The 22,427-nt window shown below is 41.1% G+C and carries 25 protein-coding genes; 4 read left to right on the top strand and 21 right to left on the bottom strand.

Going from position 1 to position 22,427, the window contains the following annotated elements:
* Both QZT69_RS02260 and QZT69_RS02265 read left to right on the top strand, forming a co-directional pair.
* Window positions 1–885: gliding motility-associated C-terminal domain-containing protein (locus tag QZT69_RS02260; RefSeq protein ID WP_294670115.1), on the top strand; the 885-nt coding region annotated here is incomplete at its 5' end.
* 88 nt (window positions 886–973) lie between these two features.
* Window positions 974–1,741 (top strand): YdcF family protein, encoded by a 768-nt coding sequence (locus QZT69_RS02265; protein ID WP_294670117.1) that lies wholly within the window; start codon window positions 974–976, stop codon window positions 1,739–1,741.
* A gap of 1 nt (window position 1,742) precedes the next feature.
* Here QZT69_RS02265 and QZT69_RS02270 read toward each other — a convergent pair whose 3' ends face one another.
* Window positions 1,743–2,660: a hypothetical protein gene (locus tag QZT69_RS02270; RefSeq protein ID WP_294670119.1), complete on the bottom strand. Its 918-nt coding sequence runs from the start codon at window positions 2,658–2,660 to the stop codon at window positions 1,743–1,745.
* Window positions 2,661–2,805: 145 nt separating this feature from the next.
* Here QZT69_RS02270 and QZT69_RS02275 point away from each other — a divergent pair, with 145 nt between their 5' ends.
* Complete coding sequence (locus QZT69_RS02275) at window positions 2,806–3,720, top strand: hypothetical protein (protein WP_294670121.1); 915 nt, start codon at window positions 2,806–2,808, stop codon at window positions 3,718–3,720.
* Between the two features lie 128 nt (window positions 3,721–3,848).
* Here QZT69_RS02275 and QZT69_RS02280 read toward each other — a convergent pair whose 3' ends face one another.
* From QZT69_RS02280 to dapA, 19 genes are all read right to left on the bottom strand, one after another.
* A complete protein-coding gene (locus QZT69_RS02280) occupies window positions 3,849–4,412 on the bottom strand; it encodes a hypothetical protein (protein WP_294670123.1) in 564 nt (187 codons plus the stop codon).
* Window positions 4,391–5,020 (bottom strand): hypothetical protein, encoded by a 630-nt coding sequence (locus QZT69_RS02285; RefSeq protein ID WP_294670125.1) that lies wholly within the window; start codon window positions 5,018–5,020, stop codon window positions 4,391–4,393. The genes QZT69_RS02280 and QZT69_RS02285 overlap by 22 nt, the downstream gene beginning before the upstream one ends.
* A 123-nt stretch (window positions 5,021–5,143) precedes the next feature.
* A complete protein-coding gene (locus QZT69_RS02290) occupies window positions 5,144–5,953 on the bottom strand; it encodes an SDR family oxidoreductase (RefSeq protein WP_294670128.1) in 810 nt (269 codons plus the stop codon).
* A gap of 123 nt (window positions 5,954–6,076) precedes the next feature.
* Window positions 6,077–6,850 (bottom strand): MBL fold metallo-hydrolase, encoded by a 774-nt coding sequence (locus QZT69_RS02295; protein WP_294670130.1) that lies wholly within the window; start codon window positions 6,848–6,850, stop codon window positions 6,077–6,079.
* Window positions 6,850–7,245, bottom strand: a complete 396-nt coding sequence (locus tag QZT69_RS02300) for a DUF423 domain-containing protein (RefSeq protein ID WP_294670131.1) — start codon at window positions 7,243–7,245, stop codon at window positions 6,850–6,852. The genes QZT69_RS02295 and QZT69_RS02300 overlap by 1 nt, the downstream gene beginning before the upstream one ends.
* Before the next feature lie 28 nt (window positions 7,246–7,273).
* Window positions 7,274–7,630, bottom strand: coding sequence for a DUF4377 domain-containing protein (locus tag QZT69_RS02305; RefSeq protein WP_294670134.1), 357 nt, complete (start codon window positions 7,628–7,630; stop codon window positions 7,274–7,276).
* Between the two features lie 113 nt (window positions 7,631–7,743).
* On the bottom strand, window positions 7,744–9,390 hold the full coding sequence (recN, locus tag QZT69_RS02310) for a DNA repair protein RecN (RefSeq protein ID WP_294670136.1): 1,647 nt from the start codon (window positions 9,388–9,390) through the stop codon (window positions 7,744–7,746).
* A complete protein-coding gene (locus QZT69_RS02315; RefSeq protein ID WP_294670138.1) occupies window positions 9,390–10,289 on the bottom strand; it encodes a DUF4835 family protein in 900 nt (299 codons plus the stop codon). Before QZT69_RS02315 ends, recN begins: the two co-directional genes overlap by 1 nt.
* Window positions 10,282–11,484 (bottom strand): bifunctional phosphopantothenoylcysteine decarboxylase/phosphopantothenate--cysteine ligase CoaBC, encoded by a 1,203-nt coding sequence (coaBC, locus tag QZT69_RS02320; protein WP_294670140.1) that lies wholly within the window; start codon window positions 11,482–11,484, stop codon window positions 10,282–10,284. Before coaBC ends, QZT69_RS02315 begins: the two co-directional genes overlap by 8 nt.
* A gap of 12 nt (window positions 11,485–11,496) precedes the next feature.
* Complete coding sequence (locus tag QZT69_RS02325) at window positions 11,497–11,814, bottom strand: DNA-directed RNA polymerase subunit omega (RefSeq protein ID WP_294670142.1); 318 nt, start codon at window positions 11,812–11,814, stop codon at window positions 11,497–11,499.
* Window positions 11,815–11,827: 13 nt separating this feature from the next.
* A complete protein-coding gene (locus QZT69_RS02330) occupies window positions 11,828–12,622 on the bottom strand; it encodes an outer membrane protein assembly factor BamD (RefSeq protein ID WP_294670143.1) in 795 nt (264 codons plus the stop codon).
* A gap of 187 nt (window positions 12,623–12,809) precedes the next feature.
* Window positions 12,810–13,625, bottom strand: a complete 816-nt coding sequence (locus tag QZT69_RS02335; protein WP_294670145.1) for a hypothetical protein — start codon at window positions 13,623–13,625, stop codon at window positions 12,810–12,812.
* An 85-nt stretch (window positions 13,626–13,710) separates the two neighbouring features.
* Window positions 13,711–14,661 carry a M23 family metallopeptidase gene (locus QZT69_RS02340; protein ID WP_294670146.1) on the bottom strand — a complete coding sequence of 317 codons (951 nt, stop codon included), beginning with the start codon at window positions 14,659–14,661 and terminating at the stop codon, window positions 13,711–13,713.
* A gap of 175 nt (window positions 14,662–14,836) precedes the next feature.
* Complete coding sequence (locus QZT69_RS02345) at window positions 14,837–15,712, bottom strand: FKBP-type peptidyl-prolyl cis-trans isomerase (protein ID WP_294670148.1); 876 nt, start codon at window positions 15,710–15,712, stop codon at window positions 14,837–14,839.
* Entirely contained in the window at window positions 15,709–16,116 is a 408-nt protein-coding gene (locus tag QZT69_RS02350; RefSeq protein ID WP_294670150.1) for an FKBP-type peptidyl-prolyl cis-trans isomerase, read from the bottom strand. Before QZT69_RS02350 ends, QZT69_RS02345 begins: the two co-directional genes overlap by 4 nt.
* A gap of 101 nt (window positions 16,117–16,217) precedes the next feature.
* Window positions 16,218–17,222, bottom strand: coding sequence for a bifunctional oligoribonuclease/PAP phosphatase NrnA (locus QZT69_RS02355; RefSeq protein ID WP_294670151.1), 1,005 nt, complete (start codon window positions 17,220–17,222; stop codon window positions 16,218–16,220).
* A gap of 143 nt (window positions 17,223–17,365) precedes the next feature.
* Complete coding sequence (locus tag QZT69_RS02360) at window positions 17,366–17,836, bottom strand: hypothetical protein (protein WP_294670152.1); 471 nt, start codon at window positions 17,834–17,836, stop codon at window positions 17,366–17,368.
* Window positions 17,837–17,846: 10 nt separating this feature from the next.
* On the bottom strand, window positions 17,847–18,710 hold the full coding sequence (locus tag QZT69_RS02365; protein ID WP_294670154.1) for a hypothetical protein: 864 nt from the start codon (window positions 18,708–18,710) through the stop codon (window positions 17,847–17,849).
* A gap of 48 nt (window positions 18,711–18,758) precedes the next feature.
* Window positions 18,759–19,634 (bottom strand): 4-hydroxy-tetrahydrodipicolinate synthase, encoded by an 876-nt coding sequence (dapA, locus tag QZT69_RS02370; protein WP_294670156.1) that lies wholly within the window; start codon window positions 19,632–19,634, stop codon window positions 18,759–18,761.
* Window positions 19,635–19,796: 162 nt separating this feature from the next.
* On the opposite strand from dapA, the gene QZT69_RS02375 reads away from it, so the two are divergent.
* Window positions 19,797–20,156, top strand: a complete 360-nt coding sequence (locus QZT69_RS02375; RefSeq protein ID WP_294670158.1) for a hypothetical protein — start codon at window positions 19,797–19,799, stop codon at window positions 20,154–20,156.
* Window positions 20,157–20,183: 27 nt separating this feature from the next.
* On the opposite strand, the gene ligA is transcribed toward QZT69_RS02375, so the two are convergent.
* Window positions 20,184–22,199 carry an NAD-dependent DNA ligase LigA gene (gene ligA, locus QZT69_RS02380; protein ID WP_294670159.1) on the bottom strand — a complete coding sequence of 672 codons (2,016 nt, stop codon included), beginning with the start codon at window positions 22,197–22,199 and terminating at the stop codon, window positions 20,184–20,186.
* Between the last annotated feature and the right edge of the window lie 228 nt (window positions 22,200–22,427).

The raw sequence follows: 22,427 nt of genomic DNA on the forward strand, positions 1-22,427 counted from the left end.
AGGCAGGACAGTGTCATACTGGTCGTTAATAAATTATTGAATATTGATTCACTGGTTGCATACGACGCAAGTTCCTGTTTAACTGACGGAGCCGTGGTAGCATATGTTTCGGGATTAACAATTAACCCGAATCAGCCAACTTACAACTGGAACGGTCCGGGTGCAACGAACCCGTCATTCATTAACTCTACCGTTTGGACCAACCGTTCTCCGGGATGGTATTACTTCACAGTAACAGACGATGCATGTACGGATTCGGACAGTGTTCTTATCAGTATTAAAAATGCTCCGGTAGCAATCATTGATGCAGATCCACTGGCAGGGTGCGCTCCTTTTGATGTAGCATTCGAAAACAACAGTGAGAATTCAACACATTATACCTGGGATTTCGGTGACGGAACGGTGATCAATGAAAATGCAATGAATTCGCATAATCACACTTATTCCGGTAATGCAACGATCATGTTGATTGCATACGATGACGCGAATTGTTCGGATACATCTTATGTGAGTGTTTCCGTTCAAACATGTGGATGTACAGATCCGTTAGCAATTAACTACGATCCTACAGCTGCACAGAACGACGGTTCCTGTCTTTTCCCTGAGCCAGAATTTGAAGTGCCAAATATCTTCACACCGAATGGTGACGGAGACAATGACTTCTTTGAGTTTGTTGTAACCAATTACTCAAACGTTGAATTCAGTGTTGTGAACCGTTGGGGAAATACCGTTTTCCAGGGATCGGGTATGAATCCGAAATGGGATGGTAAAGTAGATGGTGTTATTCCTTCTGATGGGGTTTATTTCATCACTTATAAGATTACAAATGTTAAAGGAGACAAAGCAGTCGAAGGACAAACTTTTGTTCACCTTGTGAGAGAATAAAAAACAATTCATTTGAAAAATCCCGAAGTAATAGTAATATCTGCTTCGGGATTTTCTATTTTTGACCATCTGATCTCATTCAAAAAAGATGTTCTTTATTCTTTCCAAAATATTGCTCTTTACCATCAGCCCCTTTACCTGGCTGTTGATTACTCTGTATTTTGCTTTTTATTCCAAAAAAAGCATTCGTGCAAAAAGAGCAAAATATGCTGCCGTTTTTATCGCATTGTTTTTCAGCAACACCTTTATTTTTAAAGAATTTTGCAGGCAGTGGGAAATTTTCGGAACACCTCCTTCAGAAGTCAAACATTACGATGTCGCGGTTGTTCTAACCGGAATGGCAGAATACAACAACGACCTGAAAGTATTGAGTGCAAGACGGGGAATTGACCGTATCTGGCAGACAATCTCACTTTATAAATCGGGTAAAATTGATCGCATCTTAATAACCGGTGATCATGGCTACATCATCGACAAAGGCCTGCACGAAGCTTCTCAGTTAAAAGAAACGCTTGTTCACTGGGGTATTCCGGAGCACGTAATCATTACAGAAACCAAATCGAAAAACACTTACGAAAATGCGGTTGAATCGAAAAAGATCCTGGACCGTTTATTCCCTAATTCATCATCCATATTACTGGTAACTTCCGGAAAACACATGCGCCGGGCAAGAGGCTGTTTTGAGAAAGCCGGGGTAAAATGCGATACGTATTCAACCGATTTATATACCGGACCCAAACGTTCATATACCTTCGATGAGATACTCATTCCTGATGTAAGCACCATGAATGACTGGCATGGTTTACTGAAAGAAATGTTCGGTTACATTGCATACGACATAACCGGAAAAATCTAAATTAGTTCGTCTTCTTTTCAGGCTCATCAATGATAATCAAAGGGCCGGAACCGGAACCTTGCCCTTGCTCCCGGTTGTATTTAACCGCATTGCAAACACCAACAACCGCGGGAGCCGGAAATGCAATCCAACCTGCGTAATCAAACCATTTCGCCTTCACTTTCAGTGAATCGACCTGCGCTCTTCCGATCGAATCCCGGTAATCAATGTATCGAAAGGTATTTCTGCCAACCGTTGTTTTCACACCGATCGTATCCGGGAAAGGATTGTAGAGAAAATCCCACCCTTTTTTATCAGAGTAGCCCACATCGTTCTGGAAATTGGGATTTATCCTGTTAAAGTACAAAAAACCTTCCCGGTTGCAGTCAACTTCTACCGGATGTTCATCATGCACACCCGTGCTCATAATAGCAGGAAGGCCAACACGAACCAAATAGGCGAATCCCATTCTCTTACTTTGAAGGTAATGGCCATACTCGTGCTGAAAAATACGGTTATCAGGATGTGGGGCGCAGTTCTTTTTTGCAAGGATGTAATTCCCGAAACAAATCCCTGTCCAGCCCACATTCATGTTTAGCAGTGTACTTCCATTTGGATGAGAGACATTGTTTACTTTGCATAAAACGGTATTGTATAAGTGAGCCATGAAAAAACCTATCCCGGTTTGCGGTCCCTGATAAGTAAAACGGGAAGCTACTTCCAAAAAGCGTTTTCCGGATCTCGAATTGGTATCGGAAACAAATAATCCTCCCCAAATGCGCGCATCGTTCTTTGCACTTTGATTCGCTCTTTTCCAGGCAGTTTTCCACCTGTTTTCCTTGGTTTTTACTAGACCTGCGATAAAACCACTCACCCAGGAATCAATAATGATGTATTCAGGAGTTTTCGAAGAACTACCCGATGCTTTTAAAGGAAGCACAAAAAAAATGCATAGAACTAGAAGATATAAGGATTTGATGGAACTTGTCAAACATTTCATGCTCAATTCTAACGAATGAAGGATTATTTTATGATTTTCAAACTTAAAAATAATGTAATTTAGATTGATATTAGCTCGAAACTCTATGAAACAACTATTATTCTGCTTTTCAATCTGTCTGATTACAGCCGCCTGTTCCAATAATTCGAAAAAAGAGGATTCGGATTCCATTAAACCAGCCACGGAAACAGCAGGAAAACAAGAGGAAAAAGTAACCGATACGCTTCCAAAACGAAATGGAGTTGTTCGGAACTTTACCCCTGACCAGGTGAAGAAACTGAATAAAATCCTCCCTCAAAAAACGGTAGAATTGATGGTTGCCTACATGGATTCGCTTTCATACGTCCATACCGACAAAGATTTTGCCCGTGTTTACCATTCCGGGAGAAAGGTGTTCAGTGATATCGAAGAAGCAGTTTCCAAGAAATTCCCCGACGGTTACTCCGGAATGGAAGCCTTAAGCTTTATCAATAAATCCTTTGCTTTCCGTTCTTCTTGTGTAGCCGAATGCACCGAATTCGTGCTGGATTATAGTTTCCTCGATCTTCAAAAATTAGCACAATACACCAAAGGAGAAGCAGACGATGACTTCATGGCTCTAAAAATCCTTGCAGAAGGTGACCAGGGAAAACACGAACCGGGATGGCTCACTTTCTTCGAGCGTACCTGGGATTACGGAGGCGGATCTCTTTTGGGCGACAGCAACACTTATAAATTCCTGAGCGGTTCATTCCAGGTTATCAAAAAAAGTGATTTGTTTAAAAAAGACCTGATTAAACTTCGTGAACGGGCAATCATGGACATGGAACACCGTATCTACATGTTCCCGAAACCAGTTGTACTGGCAGAAATAAACCGCATCCTGAAAACAAAGATCCTTTCTTACCCGGAAGCAAACCGGATATTGCTGCTCAAACAATCAATTGAAAGAGATCAGGAAGAGCCTGCGCTGCAGTTTAACTGTTCCGATCCGGAATCCAATTGCGACTGGGGCGGGTAAGTGTTAATAAGTTCAAAAGAGTTCAAAAGAGTTCAAAAGAGTTCAAAAGTTTAAGAAATTCTATTTGAACATTTGAACATTTGAACATTTGAACATTTGAACATTTGAACTATTTATATCCTTTTTACCTATTGGCGTACATTTTTACAAGGCAGCTGAAAGCCCAATCCTCCTGTTCCCATAAACTGGTCCAGTGGACGTGCATGCCACGGATCGGTTTGATGAATATACTGGCATTCCAAAAAGAAATAAAAGAATTTATACACATGGTAATTCAATCCTGCTTTAACAGCAAAAGCCGAGTTGTAAATACGTTCGCTTCGTTCATTGGTCTGAATGGCTGAAAACCCTACCTGAATACCTACAAACGTATCTAATCGTTTTATTGGAAAATAACGCATGAATCCGGCCTGAACCTGCAGGTGATCGTTTACATATCCCGGTTTTGACTGTGCACTTATGAATTGATAAATATCACCTCTGAAACTGTATTTATCATCAAAATGGTAATTCATATACCCGCCAACGTATAAATTCAGCCCTTTGGTATTCAGCTGTTGAGAAGGATAAATACTTGCCGTTGCCTGTAACAAACCGGAACGCTGACCTTCCGCCAGGACTTGTGTATCTGCATTACCGGCTCCCAACAGGAAACCCAGAAACAAAACGCTTATTTTCTTTTTGATTTCCATAGATCTGCCAGTTTATAGTTTAACGTCAATGAAGTCAGTAAATGCCCTTCGAGAGAACCTCCCTTATGCTGTTCAAAATGCACGCTTCCGTCTTCTTCCACATGTGAGTGGATATCCGTTCCCAAATGGATCATGTATTGGCTGGAAAGTGAGATATCAAAACGGGGGGTTAAATTGAAATGAACACCTACCCCGCCCTGAACAGCACTGCTCCAGCGGTCAATTTTATTACTCCGGTTCGCCAGTTCTGTTTGTAAAGTACGGTCAAAACAATGTCCGGTCAGGATATATGGTTGCACTTTCGGTGTTGGATTCTTCAACAAATAAAACATCACACTCCAACCGATATGCAGGTCATTTCTTCGTGTATATTGATTGGTAACGGGTAAATAATCCATGAACCATTCGGTATTTACGCGATCAGATAATTGAAGCCGGAATTGTCCGCCCAAACCAACAGCAGGACGTTCGTGATCTCCGTTAAATGAACTCAGTGTAGTTCTTTGCCCAACGGACAGGATTCCTCCTCTCCCACCTTTTAAGGTAAGATCCTGGGCAAATGTATGGCATGAGAGAATCACAAAAAATAAGACACATCTCTTTTTCATAGGTTCGTTTATTGTAGTAATGTTTTAATAGTAGTAACGTTACGAAAGTACAAAATAGTATAAACAGTTAGGGGCGCGATTAATCGCGCCCCCACTGGTTTATTTCTTATTTTATTTCTGAGATCAGATTCCTAATTTGCTCAAAACCGAATCACTTACCCCGGTTGTAGAATAACCACCGTCGTGGAATAAGTTCTGCATGGTAACCATTCTTGTCAGATCAGAGAACAAAGTAATGCAGTAATTTGCGCAGTCTTCAGCACTTGCATTTCCAAGCGGAGCAATTGCATCTGCATAATCGTAGAAATCACCGAAACCTTTGATACCTGTACCGGCCGTTGTTTTAGTCGGTGATTGAGAAACCGTATTGATACGTACTTTCTTTTCCAAACCATAGTGGTAACCGAAGCTTCTTGCGATTGATTCCAGCATTGCCTTGATGTCCGCCATATCGGTATAGAAAGGATAGGTTCTCTGAGCAGCCATGTATGTCAGAGCCACTACACTTCCCCACTCATTGATAGCATCCATATTCTTAGCCACTGAAAGCATTTTATGCAATGACAAAGCAGAAACATCAATCCCCTTTTGGAAAAAGTCATAATTCAAGTCCTGGTAAGGGATGTTCTTGCGAATGTTCACACTCATACCAATTGAGTGAAGTACGAAGTCAATCTTACCACCTAAAATTTCCTGAGCTTCTGTAAAAAGCTTTTTCAAATCTTCTGTATTCGTTGCGTCAGCAGGAATAATCTGTGAATTAGTTTTTTCAGCCAATCCATTAATTTCTCCCATTCGCATTGCAATTGGAGCATTTGTTAAAACAAACGTCGCACCGTGTTCATGTGCTTTTTCAGCAACTTTCCAGGCAATTGAATTTTGGTCCAATGCCCCGGTAATAATCCCACGTTTTCCTTCCAATAATTTTGACATAATTGTTTGATTTGGGAACAAATTTAGAATTTAATTTCAAGCCTACAAGGAATATTTCGGGCTATCCTGCGAATTCAAAGGAAATCCAACTAATTCTATCAATTACGGATAAAAAAGGCTGCTTCAATCAAACTCGAATTTCAACCCGTCATAGGCTGCAAATACATTTGGAGGCAATTCCCGTTCGATTTCTTCATGTGTTCCGAAAAGATGCGAAATATGCGTTAAATAGGCTTTTTCGGGTTTCACCTGGCTGATAAAATTCAAGGCCTCTTCCAGGTTGAAATGAGAAATATGCGGTTCTTTTCTCAATGCATTCACAATCAACACTTTTATGCCTTTCAATTTCTCAATCTCGTCGGGAGCAACCGTTTTAGCATCGGTTATATACGCAAAGTCACCAATTCGAAAACCTAAAACAGGCATGAAATAATGCATTACTTCAACCGGAACAACCGGAATTGTACCCGCAAGCCGGAAGGGTTTATTTTCAATAGTGATAATATTCAACTGAGGAATCCCGGGATATTTATCTTCCTCAAATGCATAATAGTACTCGCGTCTCAATGCGATCTCAACTGCCTTGGTGCAATAAATATCCATATCCCTGCTTTCAATAAAATTGAAAGCCCGCACATCATCCAATCCCGCCATGTGATCTTTATGCTCGTGCGTGAATAAAACAGCCTCCAGGCTTTTCACACGAAATTTGAGCATTTGCTGCCTGAAATCAGGACCGGCATCAATGACATAATTCTTACCGGCAATCTCCAAAAGGACCGAACAGCGCAAACGATTATCTTCCGGTTTGCCGGAAGTACAAACGCGGCATTCACAAGCAATAACAGGAACTCCCTGGGATGTCCCCGAACCCAATATAGTTGCCGAAAACTTCATTATTTTTTTGATCGGATTACCTGGATTAACAATACCGTCCACCCAAGAATCATCAGCAAGCCTCCGATAGGTGTTACAGGACCGAAAATTTTCGACAAAGATCCTCCTGCGTGTATTTTGGAATATGTGAGCCCGTAAATACTTCCCGAAAAGAAGATAGTTCCAATTAACAATAAAAAGAAAACAGCTTTACCCGGAATAGCAAAACGTGTTGTTATGAATGGAATTACAAGGAATCCAAGCCCCTGAAAAAACTGGTATTTGGTTGCCGTATCAAAAGCTGCCAAAATATCTTCGTCGGAAGTTAATCCTTTCAATCCATGAGCACCGAATGCTCCCAATATGATTGCAATGATGACCAGTATTAAACCGGTACTTACCCATTTCTTCTCCATAATTTTAAAGATAGGAGAAAAAAAAGAATCAAGCCTCTTTGACCTTTGAAATTATTTCTACCAAGGTATATTTGAATCTTTCCGAACCCGTTTTTCCTTGCTGAAACTCAATTTTCACAATCAAATCATAGGTGTACCCTTCTTCGTAGGTAAACCCTTCGACAGGCTGTTGAAGCACTTCCCAGCTATCCATACCGATCGTTGCACCTTTCTGTACAGAGAAGCACAGTTGCGCTCCGTTAGGCTGGCAAGCGACACGGTGACCTTGTACACGCATTTTTATAACTTCTCCCGCGTTAGAATAAACCGATTGTTCCGGATTTTTTGCTTCGGAAGTAAAGTTGATAGTAGCCAATGAAAGTGTTATCAAAAGAACCTTAAACATAATTCGTGTATTTGTGTTAGTAAAGATACGGAAACAAAGTGTGAAGGTTGTTTATTTGTTAGAGAATTCACTGACTTTGTAGTTCAAAATTAAAAATGCAAAAAGTCGAAGTGTTAGTTCATCAATTCTATAGCTGATGAGCGCGCCAGGTCCGTAACCTGTTCTCCGGAGATCAATTTGGCCAGTGCTTCAATGCGTTCTTCCCGGTTCAACAGATGGATTTCTGAAATAGTCTGGCTGTTCGCATGTGATTTGGAAACTTCGAAATGATAATCACCTTTTGCCGCAACTTGCGGAAGATGCGTAATAGCAAAAACCTGCAAGTGTTTTCCCATCTGCTTCAGTAATTTCCCCATTCTCAGAGCCACCTCCCCGGAAACTCCGGTATCAATCTCATCAAGGATCAGAGTCGGAAGTGATTTTTTCTCACTCATGATTAATTGGATTGCCAGCATAACACGGGATAACTCCCCGCCGCTCGCGGCTTTTTCAATTGGCTTTAACTCCAGTCCTTTATTCGCTGAAAACAAAATCTGAATACTCATTCCACCGTTCGAATCCATCTTCTCCCCCCTTTCCAGCAGAATTTGGAAGCGCGAATGCTCCATTTTCATTTCTGTCAGTAACTCCAGTAAATACGCTTCCAGTTTGGGAACTACTGCAACACGTTTCTCATACAATTTACCGGATAATTGGAGTAATTCCTGCTCTTTTTCTTCAATTTCTTTCGTGAGTTCCGCAATGCGCTCATCTGAAGAATCCGATTCTTCCAATTTACCTTCAAGTGTATGGAAATAATCACTCAATTCTTCCTGCGTTGAGAAATGGTGTTTTTTCAGAATCTTATTGTATTCGTCCAATGATTCTGTTAAGCGGAATAAAGCTTCCGGATCACCTTCCAACTGGTTCAACTGCCTTTCTGAATCCCTTGAGATATCTTCCAATTCCGCAATGACTTCCTGCAGTCTGCCGGAAATAGCTCCCAGGTCAGTATCCGCACTTTTCCATTTGTCGATATGCGACTTTAACCTTCTAATCAGATCCGCGGCTCCGTTTTCCTGGTCTATTGCATCAATTATTGCCGAATATGCTTCTTTAAGATCATCCAATCGGGATAATTTGTTGAAATCATTTTCCAAAGCGGCATAATCCACCTGGTCGAGATTTAACTGCCCGATCTCGTTCAATTGAAAGCGGATGTAATCCAATTCCTGTAATTGACTGGACCTGGCAGACTCCAAACGCTCACGCGTTGTTCTTAAACGGTGGATTTGACTGTAAATACCCGAAACCTGTTGTGCCAGGTCAAGACTATCCGCATACGAATCCAAAAGATCGAACTGGAATTTTGTCTTCTTAATTTCAAGTGTTTCGTGCTGCGAGTGAATATAAACCAACTGCTCGGTAAATTCTTTTAACTGGCTCAGTTGGACCGGCGTATCATTAATGAATGAACGGGATTTTCCCTGGCTGGTGATTTCTCTTCGAATTAGTGTTTCCGGTTCCCAATCGATATCCTCGCTGATAAACCAATCCTTAAAACTTTCATTCAATTGAAAAACGGCTTCAACAATGGTTTTCTTTTCCGGGTTTCGAATGACTGAAAAATCAGACCGCTCACCTAAAATGAGATTTAATGCTCCAAGCAATATAGATTTCCCGGATCCGGTTTCACCGGTAATAACGTGCAACCCTTCATGGAATTGAAGGGAAACATGTTCAATTAAAGCAAAGTTTTGAACGGAAAGGGATTTCAACATTAGTTCAGAATTTCTTCGTACTTGGTTGAATTAGTAGGATCTATTTTCTTTAACACCGTTACGATCTGTGTTTTTTCTTCCGGTTTCGCAGTCGAATACAGGTTTTTCAACTCATTCATTTTACAATACGCAAAATTGATGATATTGATCGTATTCGGGCGTGCCGCAGAAACTTTGGATAATTTATCCAGCGAGTTGTAGATTGCTTTTTTAGCATCTTCCGGTTTGTCGTAAAGATGATCCAACCCCATACGATGGTATTCGTAATAACATTCTCTCAACGGTTCAAATAACTGCTGAAGAGCGTTTTCCACCAACCAGTAACGATTCTTTTTCCCTTGTTCATTGGATTTCCAGCCTTTCGCAGAAGAACTTTGTGCGTTAGTCACGATCTGCTGTGCTTCCTGGAAATATTTTGTTCCACCTTGTTTTGAAAAAGAATCAAAATCCAATGCAATGATGTAATATGCGTAGAATGCCAAAATAGAAGACAAGTTGTCTCTAAACTGGTTCTTTGCATAAATTACCTGGCTGCTTCTGGTATAGGTAAAATCCAGGTTGTCATCCTGGAAATTGAACAAAGTTGTATTGTAAGATCCATTATAAACAGGCCTGCTTGACTGAACCTGGATGGATCCGGTAAATTCTCCGTTGTTAATAGTATTAATTTGCAATTGCAACTGACAATTAATGCGCTCTTCCACTTTGAACTTTTCCTCTGTCCATTTGGTGTTATTCATCAAATCAGTAATTACCTGCTTCAACTGATCAAACAATTCTTTCTCCGCTGAAGTAACTTCGGTCTTGATATTGGTAATCAGTGAAACCTGGCAGTTCAATTCCTGGGAATATCCTTTTACAAAAAGCGTCAAAAAGACAAGGGTTAGAATCTTATTCATATAGATTATTCATCAATTCATTCAACAAAGAGAACGCAAGTTCCTGCTTTGACTGTAACTCAAAGCTACACATTTTATTGTTTTTAAAGAGCAATTTAACGGAATTCGTATCGGTCCCGAAACCAACTCCCGGCTCCCCCATTTCGTTCAGTACAATGGCATCCAGTTTCTTTTTTTCCAGCTTCCCTTTTGCATACTCCATGCCGTTTTGGGTTTCCAAAGCAAATCCAATTACTTTTTGTGCTGTTTTATTCGAAGCTGCCCAGGATAAAATGTCCGGGTTCTTCTCCAATGAGATCTCCAGCTGGTCCGCAGTCTTTTTAATCTTCTGGTTTTGGGCAACTGCAGGCCGGTAATCTGCAACAGCAGAAGCAAATATTCCCATATCGGACTTTTCCCAGTTTTCCTGCACCGCCTGAAGCATCTCGCGTGCAGAAGTTACACGTACCAGCTCAATATTTTTATGCTTCGCACTTAAACTGCTGGGACCGGTTATCAGTGTTACTTTTCCGCCTTTCGAAGCAATTGCCTCCGCCAGGGCAAATCCCATTTTCCCCGAGGAATGATTTCCAATAAAGCGAACGGGATCTATCGCTTCATAGGTCGGACCGGCAGTAACTAAAAACTGCTTTCCGGAAAAACGCGTATCTGCGCGGAAATGGTCATGAAGGTATTGAAGCAGCACTTCAGGTTCTGCCATTCTTCCCTGTCCTTCGAGTCCGCTTGCAAGAAACCCGCTTTCAGCAGGAATAATCGTATAGCCGAATGATTCCAGGCGATCCAGATTATCTTTCGTTGTTTGATGCTGATACATGTCCAAATCCATTGCCGGAGCAATATAAATCGGGCATTTTGCACTCAAATACGTTGCCATCAAAAAGTTGTCAGAGAAACCATGGGCCATTTTGGCAAGTGAATTGGCTGTCACCGGAGCGAAGATCATCACATCCGCCCACAATGCCCATTCCACGTGATTGGTCCATTCCCCCGTTTTGGAGTTATAGAATTCGATTCCGACCGGAGATTCTGAAAGGGTGGAAAGAGTAAGTGGTGTTATAAAATCAGAAGAGGCAGGAGTCATCATACATCTGACCTCTGCCCCTTGTTTCTTTAATAATCTCACGAAGGATGCAATTTTATACGCTGCGATTCCGCCAGTAACACCAACCAGAATCTTTTTTCCTTCTAAAGACATATTGAGTTTGGATTACTCTTGATTTTTTCTGGTATAAATTTGTCCGTCCTTCAACTCTTCAATTGCAACTGCAACCGGTTTAGGAAGTTTCTCATAAAAGCGGGAAATTTCAATCTGCTCGCGGTTTTCGAAAATCTCTTCCAAATTATCTGTTGACGAAGCAAACTCCTGCAATTTAGCAGTCAATTCTTCTTTCATCGAAGAGCTAATTTGATTTGCTCTTTTGGACAATACTACAATTGATTCATAGATATTACCTGTTGTTTGCTCTAAATCTATTGTATCACGCGTTACAGTCGAACGCTCAGCATTGTTGTTTTTGAAGCTCATTTCTTCTATTTATTTACTTGTTAGATACGGGAATATCGATTTTTTTCAATTTCTCAATATACCCTTCGAATTCGCGAAGATAGTTTGAATTTGGGAATTCTACAAGAAAAATAGCGAATCGTTCTTTGGTTTTATCAATTCGTTCTTCAATCTTGGAGTCCACACTATTAATTGCCAAGTGGTATGAGTTTCGAATCAGGATAGCCCATGCTTCTTCCCGGTATGTTGACCGCGGATAATTATCCAGGAATTGCTCCCCGCTCACTACCGCTGCACGGTAATTTTCCGTTTTGGCATACAATCTTACGGTCATCATATCCTTGGTTTCCAGTTTGTAGCGCAACTTGTCCATGATTAGGTTACAGGTATCCAATAATTCCGAATTCGGAAAACGCATGACAAAATTCTGCAGCTCATTTAAGGCAACTTCTGTTTCATGCTGGTCCAATGCAACTTCCGGGCTGTTCTTAACAGCACATACTGCTGCCAGGAACATGGTTTCTTCTACTTTCGGCGAATAGGGGAACTTAGATTCGAAAGACGCCAGGTAATAGCTGGCCAAATACCAGTCTTCTACTGCAAAACAAGCTTTTCCCAAACGGTAAAAAGCGACTTCACCCTGCGGTGAACGCGGACTTCTTTGATAAACCTGCTCATACAAGGCAACGCTTCGTTCGTATTTTTCAGTATCGTACAAGCGATTAGCTTCATTGAACTTAGCTTCGTAATCATCCGATTTCAAAATACGGTTATACGAATTACAGCTGCCAAGCGTGAGTATAGTAAGAAGTAAGAAAATCCATTTCATGACGACAAAAATAGGAGAAATCCCCTAACGCGAAACTTCCGTGAAATATTGTTTCTGAAAAGTTAACAAGTTCAAAGAGTTGAAAAGTATTCAAAAGGTTCAAATCTTCTTCGTTCTTCGAACTTCGAAGGTTCAAAAGAGTTTAAAAGTTCAATCCGAAAAGTGTTTAAGAAGAACATTTGAACATTTAAACCAATTTCCCCGACTTGATTTCCATCAGTCGCAGCAGTCGGTCCATATTCGGAGCTTCATCTTCGAAATAACTGCGCGTTTTTTCAATTTTAGTCTCCATGGTATCTTCTCTTTCAAATTCAGGATTGAATCTGAAATAATGCCATTTCTTGTGATTTCTGACTTCTTCTTCGAATTGTAACTGTGCCTGTTCGGAGAATTGCTGCTCCAAATCGGCATCCTTATGCTTTCCGGAACCGATACTGACAATTACAACGGAATCATCCTGGTACAGACAGTCTGCATAATGCATGGCTTGCAGAATAGGATTAGGCGCAAATTGACTGGCGTTCATCAATCTTCGATAACCCAATTTGATAAACTGCTGTTCATTCGGGTTACCCATGCAGGCTTTTAAAACAGAATCCAGCTTGATAGACTGCTGAGTCGGTCTGCTGTCTGAGAACTGGAATAATTCATCCGAATCCACATCGTAGGTCAGGAAGAGGAAATGTTTCCTAAGAGCAAATAAAGTGTCTTCTTCATCAAAAAGACGGGATACCATTTCTTTGCTGTAGCCGTTATTTTGGTAACGAAGTAATTTTTCGAGCGCCCCCAATTCTTCGATTAACGAAATTTCCTGCTTTGCCAAAAGGCTGGCTAATAACACGCTATCTCCCGAAGCGACCAATAAATCAATCCAATTATAAAGGGATTTATCTATATCAACAGCGTGAATGCGGCGTGACAATGCACTCAGCCCGACAATCGGGACGAGTAAGGCATCTGAACCTCCATCTGTTACTAAAACAATTCTGTAGTTGCACGACATAAAAGCAATTTAAAACAATCACTTTTACGAAACAAATTTTTAACAGTGTAAAATTAGTTGAACGACTCTAAAAGGGTATTCGTCTTTATCTTACACGCAATTGTCGACCAACCTGCAAAAGTGTCGTTGGTCTGATTCCGTTCAGCTTACACAGCCTGGAAACCGTTGTATTATTTCTGGATGCAATTTGTGACAGGGTGTCTCCCGTTCTGATCTTATAATATTTTCGGGTAGCTACGGCTTCTGTTCTTGCCTGCACTGCCGCAATGGATTCCCCAGAAATTTCTTCATCCGTTGGTTTTGCTCCCGGTCGGAATAATCGTTTCTGGACAAGCAGGTTCTCATCCTTCAATTCTTTTTTAGCAAAGTCGATCACTTCTTCCGGGTTCATCGGAGCATCATAAAAACGAACTTCGAAATGTAAGTGTGCTCCAAAAGAACGTCCGGTGTTACCTCCCAATCCGATTGGCTCACCTGCCTTCACTTCCTGATCCGGAGCAACCAAATGTTTTGACAAATGCGCATAGAACGTTTCCAATCCGTTATAGTGGCGAATGATCACCAGGTTACCAAAACCTCCGTCATTCCATTTCGCATAACGCACACGCCCGGAAAATGCAGCTTTTACCGTGTCACCCGTTCTCAGGTTTAAGTCAATTCCGTTGTGGTATCTTCCCTTTCTGTATCCGTAACGGGATGTTACTATTCCCGGAACCGGACAAACAAACTCTTTATGTATATCATCTACCATACACAACCAAAGGGTGTCATTCAAACGTGACATATCCGGTCTGTCGGAAGAAAAACAAATATCATTGTTCCAGGTTTGGATCAAATTCAGGTTGGTATCTGCCTGGATCTGGTTAAACAGAGCTTCATTCATAATCCCGTCGAACTCTTCATCCAATAAGAATTTCCATGTTCGATTGGAATAGATCACCATTGTACCTTTTTCAGTATCAACGGTATCGATCGGAGCCTGAGCGAATCCCGAAAATGAAACAAATAAGAGAAGGGAATAAAGAAATTTGTTCATAATTAATGCCTTGGTATTTTTTCTGGGTGTCACAAAACTAACAAAAAAAAGACACTTTCTACTTGCAAAAAAACGTTAATTCGAACATTTACAAGTTCATAACTCCATTTTGATCATTGAAAATTGCATTTTGATCAACCTGTAGGTGTGCGATTAATCGCGTACCTACAGGGCTTTAATTTTCATTTTGTTGAACGGATTTCCCATCCACATCCATGACAATAATATCGTAGAATAAATCTTCATTCGGTTTTACCATATCCACATAACCTCTTGATCCATAAGCTTCTTTTGCAGGGACAAGTATGTATAATTTGTCATACATCTTCATATCCATCATTGCTTTTCTCAACCCCGGAATCAATGAATAATCTTTCATCCCGAATGCGAACGGCGTATTTCTCTGGTATGAGTTATCGTAACGCGGATTGGATTTCGTACCCACAAAATAATGGATTGCTACGTTAGAGTTTTCCCCGATTTTGGCATCGGTCATTTCCGGATTTTCTTCCAGTTTCCAAACTTTCACTCCATTCACTACCTTGGTCGGTTTTATTTCTTTACCAATTCGAAGCATCACAATATTCGGCGCATTGGGAGGAATGATTCCGGGAATTCCTTTCTTACCGCGAGCCAATTTACCCGGAATAAAAATCTCCACGAAATCACCTTCGTGCAATTCTTTCATTGCTAAATCAAATCCCTGAGTCTGCATTCCGTAACCGGCCAGAAATGGCAGCATATCCCGCTGTAATTTGTAATTTCCATCCACCACTTCCCCGTTCTGGAGCTTGGTCTTGAAATTAATCTCATAAACCGAACCCTCCCGGATCGGCGCACCATCCGTCTTCTCAAACCATTGGATCCGGATTCCGTTCGGAAAGGATTTCTTGTCGACAATCTGCTTTTTAGGCTCGATCAGTTTTTCGGCCTCTGACAATTGGTTTCCGGGATTACGCGTATCCGGAGCCTGGGTGTTGTCCACTTTTTCCACTCCATTCGTGCAGGCAGTTATTAAAAGACCAAGCGCTAAGTATTTCAGGTTTTTCATTCTATTTCAATTAATTCGATATCGACAACTAAAGGAGACAATGGCGGAATCTTATCCAAATCCCCCACCAACCCGTGCGCCAGGTGGCTGGGAAAAACAAGTTTGGCTTTTTCGCCTACACGCATTAATTTGATCCCTTCGTGGATACCTGATTCCATTTCGCTTTTATCAACCCGGAAAATATCAAGTTCATCCGGATCTGTTTTGTATACCTCTGTTCCGTCAAGCAGGCTTATAGTGTATTGTGTTTTTGCATCCATTCCCGGTTTGGGTACCGCTCCGTCTGTCTTTTTCAAAATGACATAACGCAATCCTGTTCCGGTTTGTTTCACATCCCAGTTTTCATGCTGAGCAAAATAAAGATCGATATTAATACTTTCCTCAACCGCTAATTCCTTGTTCATCTCGGTCGATTTATGAATATCCCATTGAACAGGTTTCGGCTGCTGCTCTTCTTCCCCACAAGAACAAAAAATCAAAAGACAGAAGAGAAATTCTTTTTTAATCATGCTTTAGGAATGAAATCTTTTACAAATGTTACAAATTTTCCGACAGTTTTTTCGAGGCTTTCAGTTGAAACTCCTCCGGAAGCATATGCATGCCCACCACCGTCAAAATGAGTTTTAGCCAACTCATTTACAAAATAATCACCCTTCGCACGGAAAGAAATTTTCACTTTACCGTCTTTTTCCACGAACAATACTGCCATTTTGATTCCCTGTATACCTAAAATCTGGTTTACCAAACCTTCTGTGTCTCCTTTTTGATAATTGTATTTTTTCAGTTCTTCCTCTGAAAGGGATGCATAAGCTACATGGATGTCATTGAGGCAAACCAGTTTTTCAGATAATGCATACCCTCTTAATTTAATGCGGTCAACAGTGTTGGTATCATAAACAGCTTCATGTACCAAATAGTGTTTTACTCCCCTGCGGATCAAATCTGCTGCAATCTCATGGGTGTATGCGCTTACGGAAGGAAAACGGAATGATCCCGTATCCGTCATTATACCCAGATAGATACATGCTCCGGAAGTTTCATCCAGATCCTCCAAACGGTCAATATCTTCGATCCATTTATAAACCAGTTCACAAGTGGAGCAAGCGGAAGTTTCCGAGATAACCGCCTGGCAAAAATCGGCCGGATGCAAATGATGGTCAATCATTACTTTGCCGGCATTTGAAGCAACCAGGTATTCCTGCATCACATCTCCCACACGGGAAGGTTCATTGTAATCGAGGCAAAAGATCAGATCTGCTGTTTGAAGGATAGACACAGCTTGTTCGGCCTTTGTTTCAAAGTCCACAATTACTTCCTGTCCCGGCACCCAGTGCAAAAATTCGGGAGCGGGATCCGGATGAACAACCTGCACTTGTTTTCCCCACTTCTTCAGAATATGGTATAACCCCAATGAACTTCCGATCGAATCTCCGTCCGGTGATTTGTGGGATGTGATAACAATTGATTGAGCCTGATCTACAAACTCCTTTATTTTTTGCGATGAATCCATAGGTCAAAATTACGAATTCCCAATTCCGAATTTCGAATTCGTGATCAGAAATTATACATTACGGATTGTGAATATGATTGACACAAAAACAGTAGGGGCGGAAAATTTTCCGCCCCTACTGTTTTTCAATATGATTTAACAGATTAAAATCCTGTTTTCTGGGTACGTTTTGTTTCAATCAAAACACCTACGCAAGCCAATTTCTTTTTGTCCCCACCTGTAATGGAAACGTTGATAAAAATTTTACGTGCTTTATCAGATGTGAATTCCAGGGCTTCTGCACTTCCAGATGAAGCCAATACTTTCTTCACTCTTTTGAATGTCTCTTTTTCACCTTCTGTTTTTTTCTCTACAACCAATTCGTAGATCTCGTAGTTTAATGTTCCTACACTTCCTTCTCCAAGTACGGTTGTTAAACGGTAATCAAGTCCCTGGTGTGCAATAAACGACATTTCATAGGACTCATCAGATGCAATTGATCCGGAGCGGGATTGAGAATTTAAGGTATAAGCATCTTTGTTTTTTTTCTTTTTCATGAAAGCCTCTGCCGGAGGACATTGAGCAAAACCAAATACAAAACTGGCTAATAGGGCTAATGTTAAAGTAAATTTCATATCCAATCAATTAAGCAGTTATAATTTTAGTGCGAATTTCGTTGATTTTTTTTGTGAGGTTGTCAAAACATTTTTGAGTCATTTTGCAGCTGTCACCTCCCGAGAAAGTTAGTTTTCCATTGGAGTTCTGAACCTGCGTTTCACCAGAGTTGCAATCCAGCTGCTCATATACTTTTAGAATCTCTTCAAGATCTGCAGAATATTCTTTCACTGCTTCGTTATCCTTGTAGCTCAGTAAAAACTCCAATAAGTTTTCTGCGACCAATTTCTGATCTGCCAAAGCCTGGTCCAATTTCGGTGATTTTCCAAACCCTTTAGAACTTCCGATCATCAGGTGCATGGATTCAACCCATCCGCCAACAAGCATTAGGGACAATTCATCTCCTTTATCGATCTCGATCAAACGCTGGAATGTACGATTGTATACATCATCACTCAATTTGAACAATGAATCTGCATTTCCGTCCCATTTTTTAGCCAGTTCACCCAATTCATTTCCAAAAACCTGGGCAACACCAATATCAGAACCCAGTTTCTCCAATTTCCCAAAGTAGCTCAGGTACTTGTTGGTCTCATTGAAAGAAGTCAAGTAAGCTACATCTGCTGTATAAACTCCGAAATTCAAAGCTTTTTGAGAAGAATTCGAATACTTGTCTGCCGTCGCGGGATCATGTAGAATCTTCGTATTCTTTACGGCGTCCATTTTAGAGATCAAAGCAAACTGCTCTGAAGGTGACGGGATATTGTAGTTCACATTAGCAGCATCCACTGTTTCCTGTTCTTCAAGGGTTGCGACTTCCTGTTTTTCCTCACCGGAACCGCAAGCATAAGCGAATAGTAATACGATACTACCTAAGATTAGTTTGTTTTTCATCATCAAGTAATTTCCTGCGAATCTATTAATTTTCAATGAATCGCGTGATTATTTAGTCAGTTTTTTTGTTTCTGCAACAATTTTCGCTTTCAACCCTTCGGATACCTGAACCAGCGGAAGACGCATGAACGGTTTCATCCAACCCAATTCTTCCAGTGCAATTTTTACTCCTCCGGGGTTTCCTTCTGCAAACATTAACCTGGTCACAGGAAGTAAGTCGTAATGGAATTTTCTTGCTTTTTCAAAATCACCGTTCAAAGCGCTTGTAACCATTTGACTAAACTGCGCCGGGAATGAATTCGCTACTACGGAAATAACACCGTCAGCACCTGCTGCGATCAAAGGAAGTGTTATTGCATCATCTCCGGAAAGTACCAAAAAGTTTTCAGGTTTGCAGCGAATGATTTCCATGATCTGTTCCATATTGCCGGAAGCTTCTTTCATGGCAACGATGTTTTTGATCTCAGCCAATTCCAATGTAGTTTCGGCAAGCACATTCGATCCCGTTCTTCCCGGAACATTGTACAAAATGATCGGCAGGTCCGTTTCGGATGCCAGGGCTTTGTAATGCGCCAGATAGCCGGCCTGGGTCGGTTTGTTATAATAAGGTGCTACGGACAAAATCCCGTCTACTCCTTTTGGAATATTTTTAAACGCTTCGATTACGGACATCGTGTTGTTCCCACCGGCTCCGTATACGACAGGTAATTTCCCGTTGTTTTCTTCCAGGACTGTTTCCAGCACCTGTTTCTTTTCACTGCTGTTTAAAGTTGGAGATTCGCCTGTGGTTCCCTGAACCACCAGGTAGTTGGTACCTCCTGCAATTTGTTCCTGTACCAATCTGCGCAATGCCGGGAAGTCAATGGACATGTCTGCGTTGAATGGTGTAACCAATGCAACTCCGGCTCCTTTAAATAGATTCATTGTTATTGTTTTTAAACAGTAAAAAGTTGATCCAAAATTACGAATATTATTAGCACGCAGATCTCACGGAGATCACAGATTAAAGATTTTAATATGATCGAATAAGTTATTGATTGTTTCATTATCCGTTTATTGGTGATGCGGATTGGTTAATTTTGTGGTATGACAACAGATCCTCTTCCGTTTAAAGTCCTTTTTTGCTTCGAAAATGAAAGCAGGCTGATCATTGAGATCAAACGCATGAACATTCAATCTGAAGATAAAAGCGCAATTTATAAATGGATTCTTATAAAGAAAGAAATCAGTAGTGCTCAATCGCTACTGAGTGCTACAATTTATGTTCTTACTTTTCAATCCATGGCGCAAAATGATGACAAACATATCCGTGAATTTGCAGAGGGAAAATTGGAATGGGATGGAATTACAGCGCATTTCAATGGAGAACCAATGACACAAATTGAGGACAGTGAAGTATCCGGTGAGTCATTGGAGTTAATCTCTAATTTTCTCGGCACGAGTTAGAGACTCGCGCTAACAAAGCTGAAAACTTTAATTCGTTGAAATCATCGCCAGGAACTCGTCTTCGGAAATAATCGGAATACCCAGTGAGCTGGCTTTTTCCAATTTGGCCGGCCCCATATTTTCTCCTGCAAGCACGTAGCTGGTCTTGGCGGAGATCGATCCCACGTTCTTTCCTCCGTTCTTTTCAATCAGCTCTTTGATCTCATCCCGGCTGAACTTTGCGAACACTCCGGAAACAACAAAGGTTTTTCCTTCCAGTTCATTGGAATCCAATGCCACTTCTTCTACCTCGAATTGAATTCCGGCTGCTTTTAGGCGGTCTATCGTTTGGAGTGCACGCGGATCCTGGAAGAATTGCTGAACAGCAATGGCGATCTTCTCACCGATCTCATCTACGGCAATCAACTCATCATAAGTTGCGTTTGCAATAGCATCAATGTTTTTCAGGGCGTTTGCCAGTTTTTTTGCAACCGTTTCTCCTACGAAACGAATTCCCAAAGCAAACAATACGCGCTCGAAAGGAATTTCTTTTGAATTTTTAATCCCTAAAATCAGGTTGTTTGCCGACTTGTCTGCCATCCGGTCCAGGTTCACTACCTGGTCAAAGGTTAAATCATATAAATCTGCAATGCTGGTTGCCAATCCTTTTTTATAGAGCAAATCGATCGTTTCCGCTCCCAATCCGTCGATATTCATAGCTTTCCGGGAAATAAAATGCTCCATACGGCCTTTCACCTGCGGTGGACAAACCAAATCGTTCAGGCAGTAATGCTGTGCTTCTCCTTCTCTTCGATGAAGTTGAGAACCACATTCCGGACAATGTTCAATAAAAACTACTTTTTGCGCTGTAGACTGACGGGAATCTGTATTTATCCCAACAATTTTCGGAATGATCTCCCCTCCTTTTTCAACAAATACCTCATCTCCCAAATACAGGTCGAGTTTTTCGATTTGATCCGCATTGTGCAAAGAAGCTCTTTTTACAACCGTTCCGCCCAGCAAAACCGGTTTCAGGTTCGCAACCGGCGTGATCGCTCCTGTTCTTCCCACCTGGTAGGTTACTTCTTCCAAAGTGGTAGAAACACGTTCCGCCTTGAACTTATAGGCAATTGCCCAGCGTGGTGATTTTGCGGTAAAACCTAAATCCGACTGCTGATCGTAATTATTGACCTTGATCACGATTCCGTCAATGTCAAATGGCAGGTTATACCGTTCCTTGTCCCAATAATGGATAAATTCCATGATACCTTCGATGCTGAAAGTTTTTTCAATATACCGGTCCTTCACCTGTGGCGTTTTGAATCCCCATTCATGCGCTTTTTCTACGCTTTCCAGATGTGATTCCATATTCAGGTCATCTCCGTACACACCGTATAAATAACAATCCAGACCTCTTTCTGCCACCACTTTCGAATCCTGAGATTTCAAAGTACCGGAAGCTGAGTTACGCGGATTGGCAAAGACAGGTTCTCCCAGTTCTTCACGTTGTTTGTTCATTGCATCAAAATTCGCCCGCGGGAAAAATATCTCGCCCCGAACTTCGAAATCATCCGGGAAATCCCCTCTCAAAGTCAACGGAACAGTTCGTATGGTTTTTACGTTTGCAGAAATATCCTCGCCCTGTGTTCCGTCACCGCGTGTTACTGCACGGGTAAACTTTCCATTCACATAACGAATCCCGATTGCTACTCCGTCATATTTCAACTCGCAGACGTATTCGATTGGTCCGCTTGCCAATTTTTTCAAACGCTGTTCCCAGTCAATGATCTCTTCTTCCGAATAGGTATTCGACAATGAAAGCATCGGGAACCGGTGTACAACCGTCTCAAATTTCTTGGTGATATCTCCGCCCACACGCTTTGTGGGACTCAACTCAGAAGCAAACTGTGGAAATTCAGCTTCCAGGTCCTGCAATTCTTTCAAAAGCACATCGAATTCATAATCAGATATCGTAGGATTGCTTTCTACGTAATAATTGTAATTATGTTGTGTAAGTTCCTGAGTCAGGAATTCGATTCTTTTTTGTGCTTCGACTGGATTCATACTAAATTATTCGGTAGTCAAAAATAGCATAGTAATTCCGAATTATTAATAGCTATGAGTGAAGTAAGGTCGAAAAATTTTTCACCCTTACTTGTCTTACTTGCATTTTTAGATTATTTAGTGATATTTGTACTGATTATAGCCAGCTTGCCCCCAATGACAAATTTTGATTCTTGTATAACTGTTAATGAGCACGGAACTGCTTTTAAATGTACAGGATGCCACACT

This window comes from uncultured Fluviicola sp., assembly GCF_902168135.1.
Lineage (GTDB): Bacteria > Bacteroidota > Bacteroidia > Flavobacteriales_D > Crocinitomicaceae > Fluviicola.

Bases quoted from the DNA above. Each gene is read 5' to 3' on its own strand.
- QZT69_RS02265 (WP_294670117.1), top strand. From the start codon at position 974: ATGTTCTTTATTCTTTCCAAAATATTGCTCTTTACCATCAGCCCCTTT.
- QZT69_RS02340 (WP_294670146.1), bottom strand. From the start codon at position 14,661: ATGAACAAATTTCTTTATTCCCTTCTCTTATTTGTTTCATTTTCGGGA.
- dapA (WP_294670156.1), bottom strand. From the start codon at position 19,634: ATGAATCTATTTAAAGGAGCCGGAGTTGCATTGGTTACACCATTCAAC.
- QZT69_RS02315 (WP_294670138.1), bottom strand. From the start codon at position 10,289: ATGAATAAGATTCTAACCCTTGTCTTTTTGACGCTTTTTGTAAAAGGA.
- QZT69_RS02355 (WP_294670151.1), bottom strand. From the start codon at position 17,222: ATGGATTCATCGCAAAAAATAAAGGAGTTTGTAGATCAGGCTCAATCA.
- QZT69_RS02350 (WP_294670150.1), bottom strand. From the start codon at position 16,116: ATGAACAAGGAATTAGCGGTTGAGGAAAGTATTAATATCGATCTTTAT.
- QZT69_RS02295 (WP_294670130.1), bottom strand. From the start codon at position 6,850: ATGAAGTTTTCGGCAACTATATTGGGTTCGGGGACATCCCAGGGAGTT.
- QZT69_RS02375 (WP_294670158.1), top strand. From the start codon at position 19,797: ATGACAACAGATCCTCTTCCGTTTAAAGTCCTTTTTTGCTTCGAAAAT.
- QZT69_RS02325 (WP_294670142.1), bottom strand. From the start codon at position 11,814: ATGAGCTTCAAAAACAACAATGCTGAGCGTTCGACTGTAACGCGTGAT.
- QZT69_RS02280 (WP_294670123.1), bottom strand. From the start codon at position 4,412: ATGGAAATCAAAAAGAAAATAAGCGTTTTGTTTCTGGGTTTCCTGTTG.
- QZT69_RS02275 (WP_294670121.1), top strand. From the start codon at position 2,806: ATGAAACAACTATTATTCTGCTTTTCAATCTGTCTGATTACAGCCGCC.
- QZT69_RS02290 (WP_294670128.1), bottom strand. From the start codon at position 5,953: ATGTCAAAATTATTGGAAGGAAAACGTGGGATTATTACCGGGGCATTG.
- coaBC (WP_294670140.1), bottom strand. From the start codon at position 11,484: ATGTCTTTAGAAGGAAAAAAGATTCTGGTTGGTGTTACTGGCGGAATC.
- QZT69_RS02300 (WP_294670131.1), bottom strand. From the start codon at position 7,245: ATGGAGAAGAAATGGGTAAGTACCGGTTTAATACTGGTCATCATTGCA.
- QZT69_RS02360 (WP_294670152.1), bottom strand. From the start codon at position 17,836: ATGAAATTTACTTTAACATTAGCCCTATTAGCCAGTTTTGTATTTGGT.
- QZT69_RS02305 (WP_294670134.1), bottom strand. From the start codon at position 7,630: ATGTTTAAGGTTCTTTTGATAACACTTTCATTGGCTACTATCAACTTT.
- QZT69_RS02345 (WP_294670148.1), bottom strand. From the start codon at position 15,712: ATGAAAAACCTGAAATACTTAGCGCTTGGTCTTTTAATAACTGCCTGC.
- recN (WP_294670136.1), bottom strand. From the start codon at position 9,390: ATGTTGAAATCCCTTTCCGTTCAAAACTTTGCTTTAATTGAACATGTT.
- QZT69_RS02285 (WP_294670125.1), bottom strand. From the start codon at position 5,020: ATGAAAAAGAGATGTGTCTTATTTTTTGTGATTCTCTCATGCCATACA.
- ligA (WP_294670159.1), bottom strand. From the start codon at position 22,199: ATGAATCCAGTCGAAGCACAAAAAAGAATCGAATTCCTGACTCAGGAA.
- QZT69_RS02365 (WP_294670154.1), bottom strand. From the start codon at position 18,710: ATGAAAAACAAACTAATCTTAGGTAGTATCGTATTACTATTCGCTTAT.
- QZT69_RS02335 (WP_294670145.1), bottom strand. From the start codon at position 13,625: ATGTCGTGCAACTACAGAATTGTTTTAGTAACAGATGGAGGTTCAGAT.
- QZT69_RS02330 (WP_294670143.1), bottom strand. From the start codon at position 12,622: ATGAAATGGATTTTCTTACTTCTTACTATACTCACGCTTGGCAGCTGT.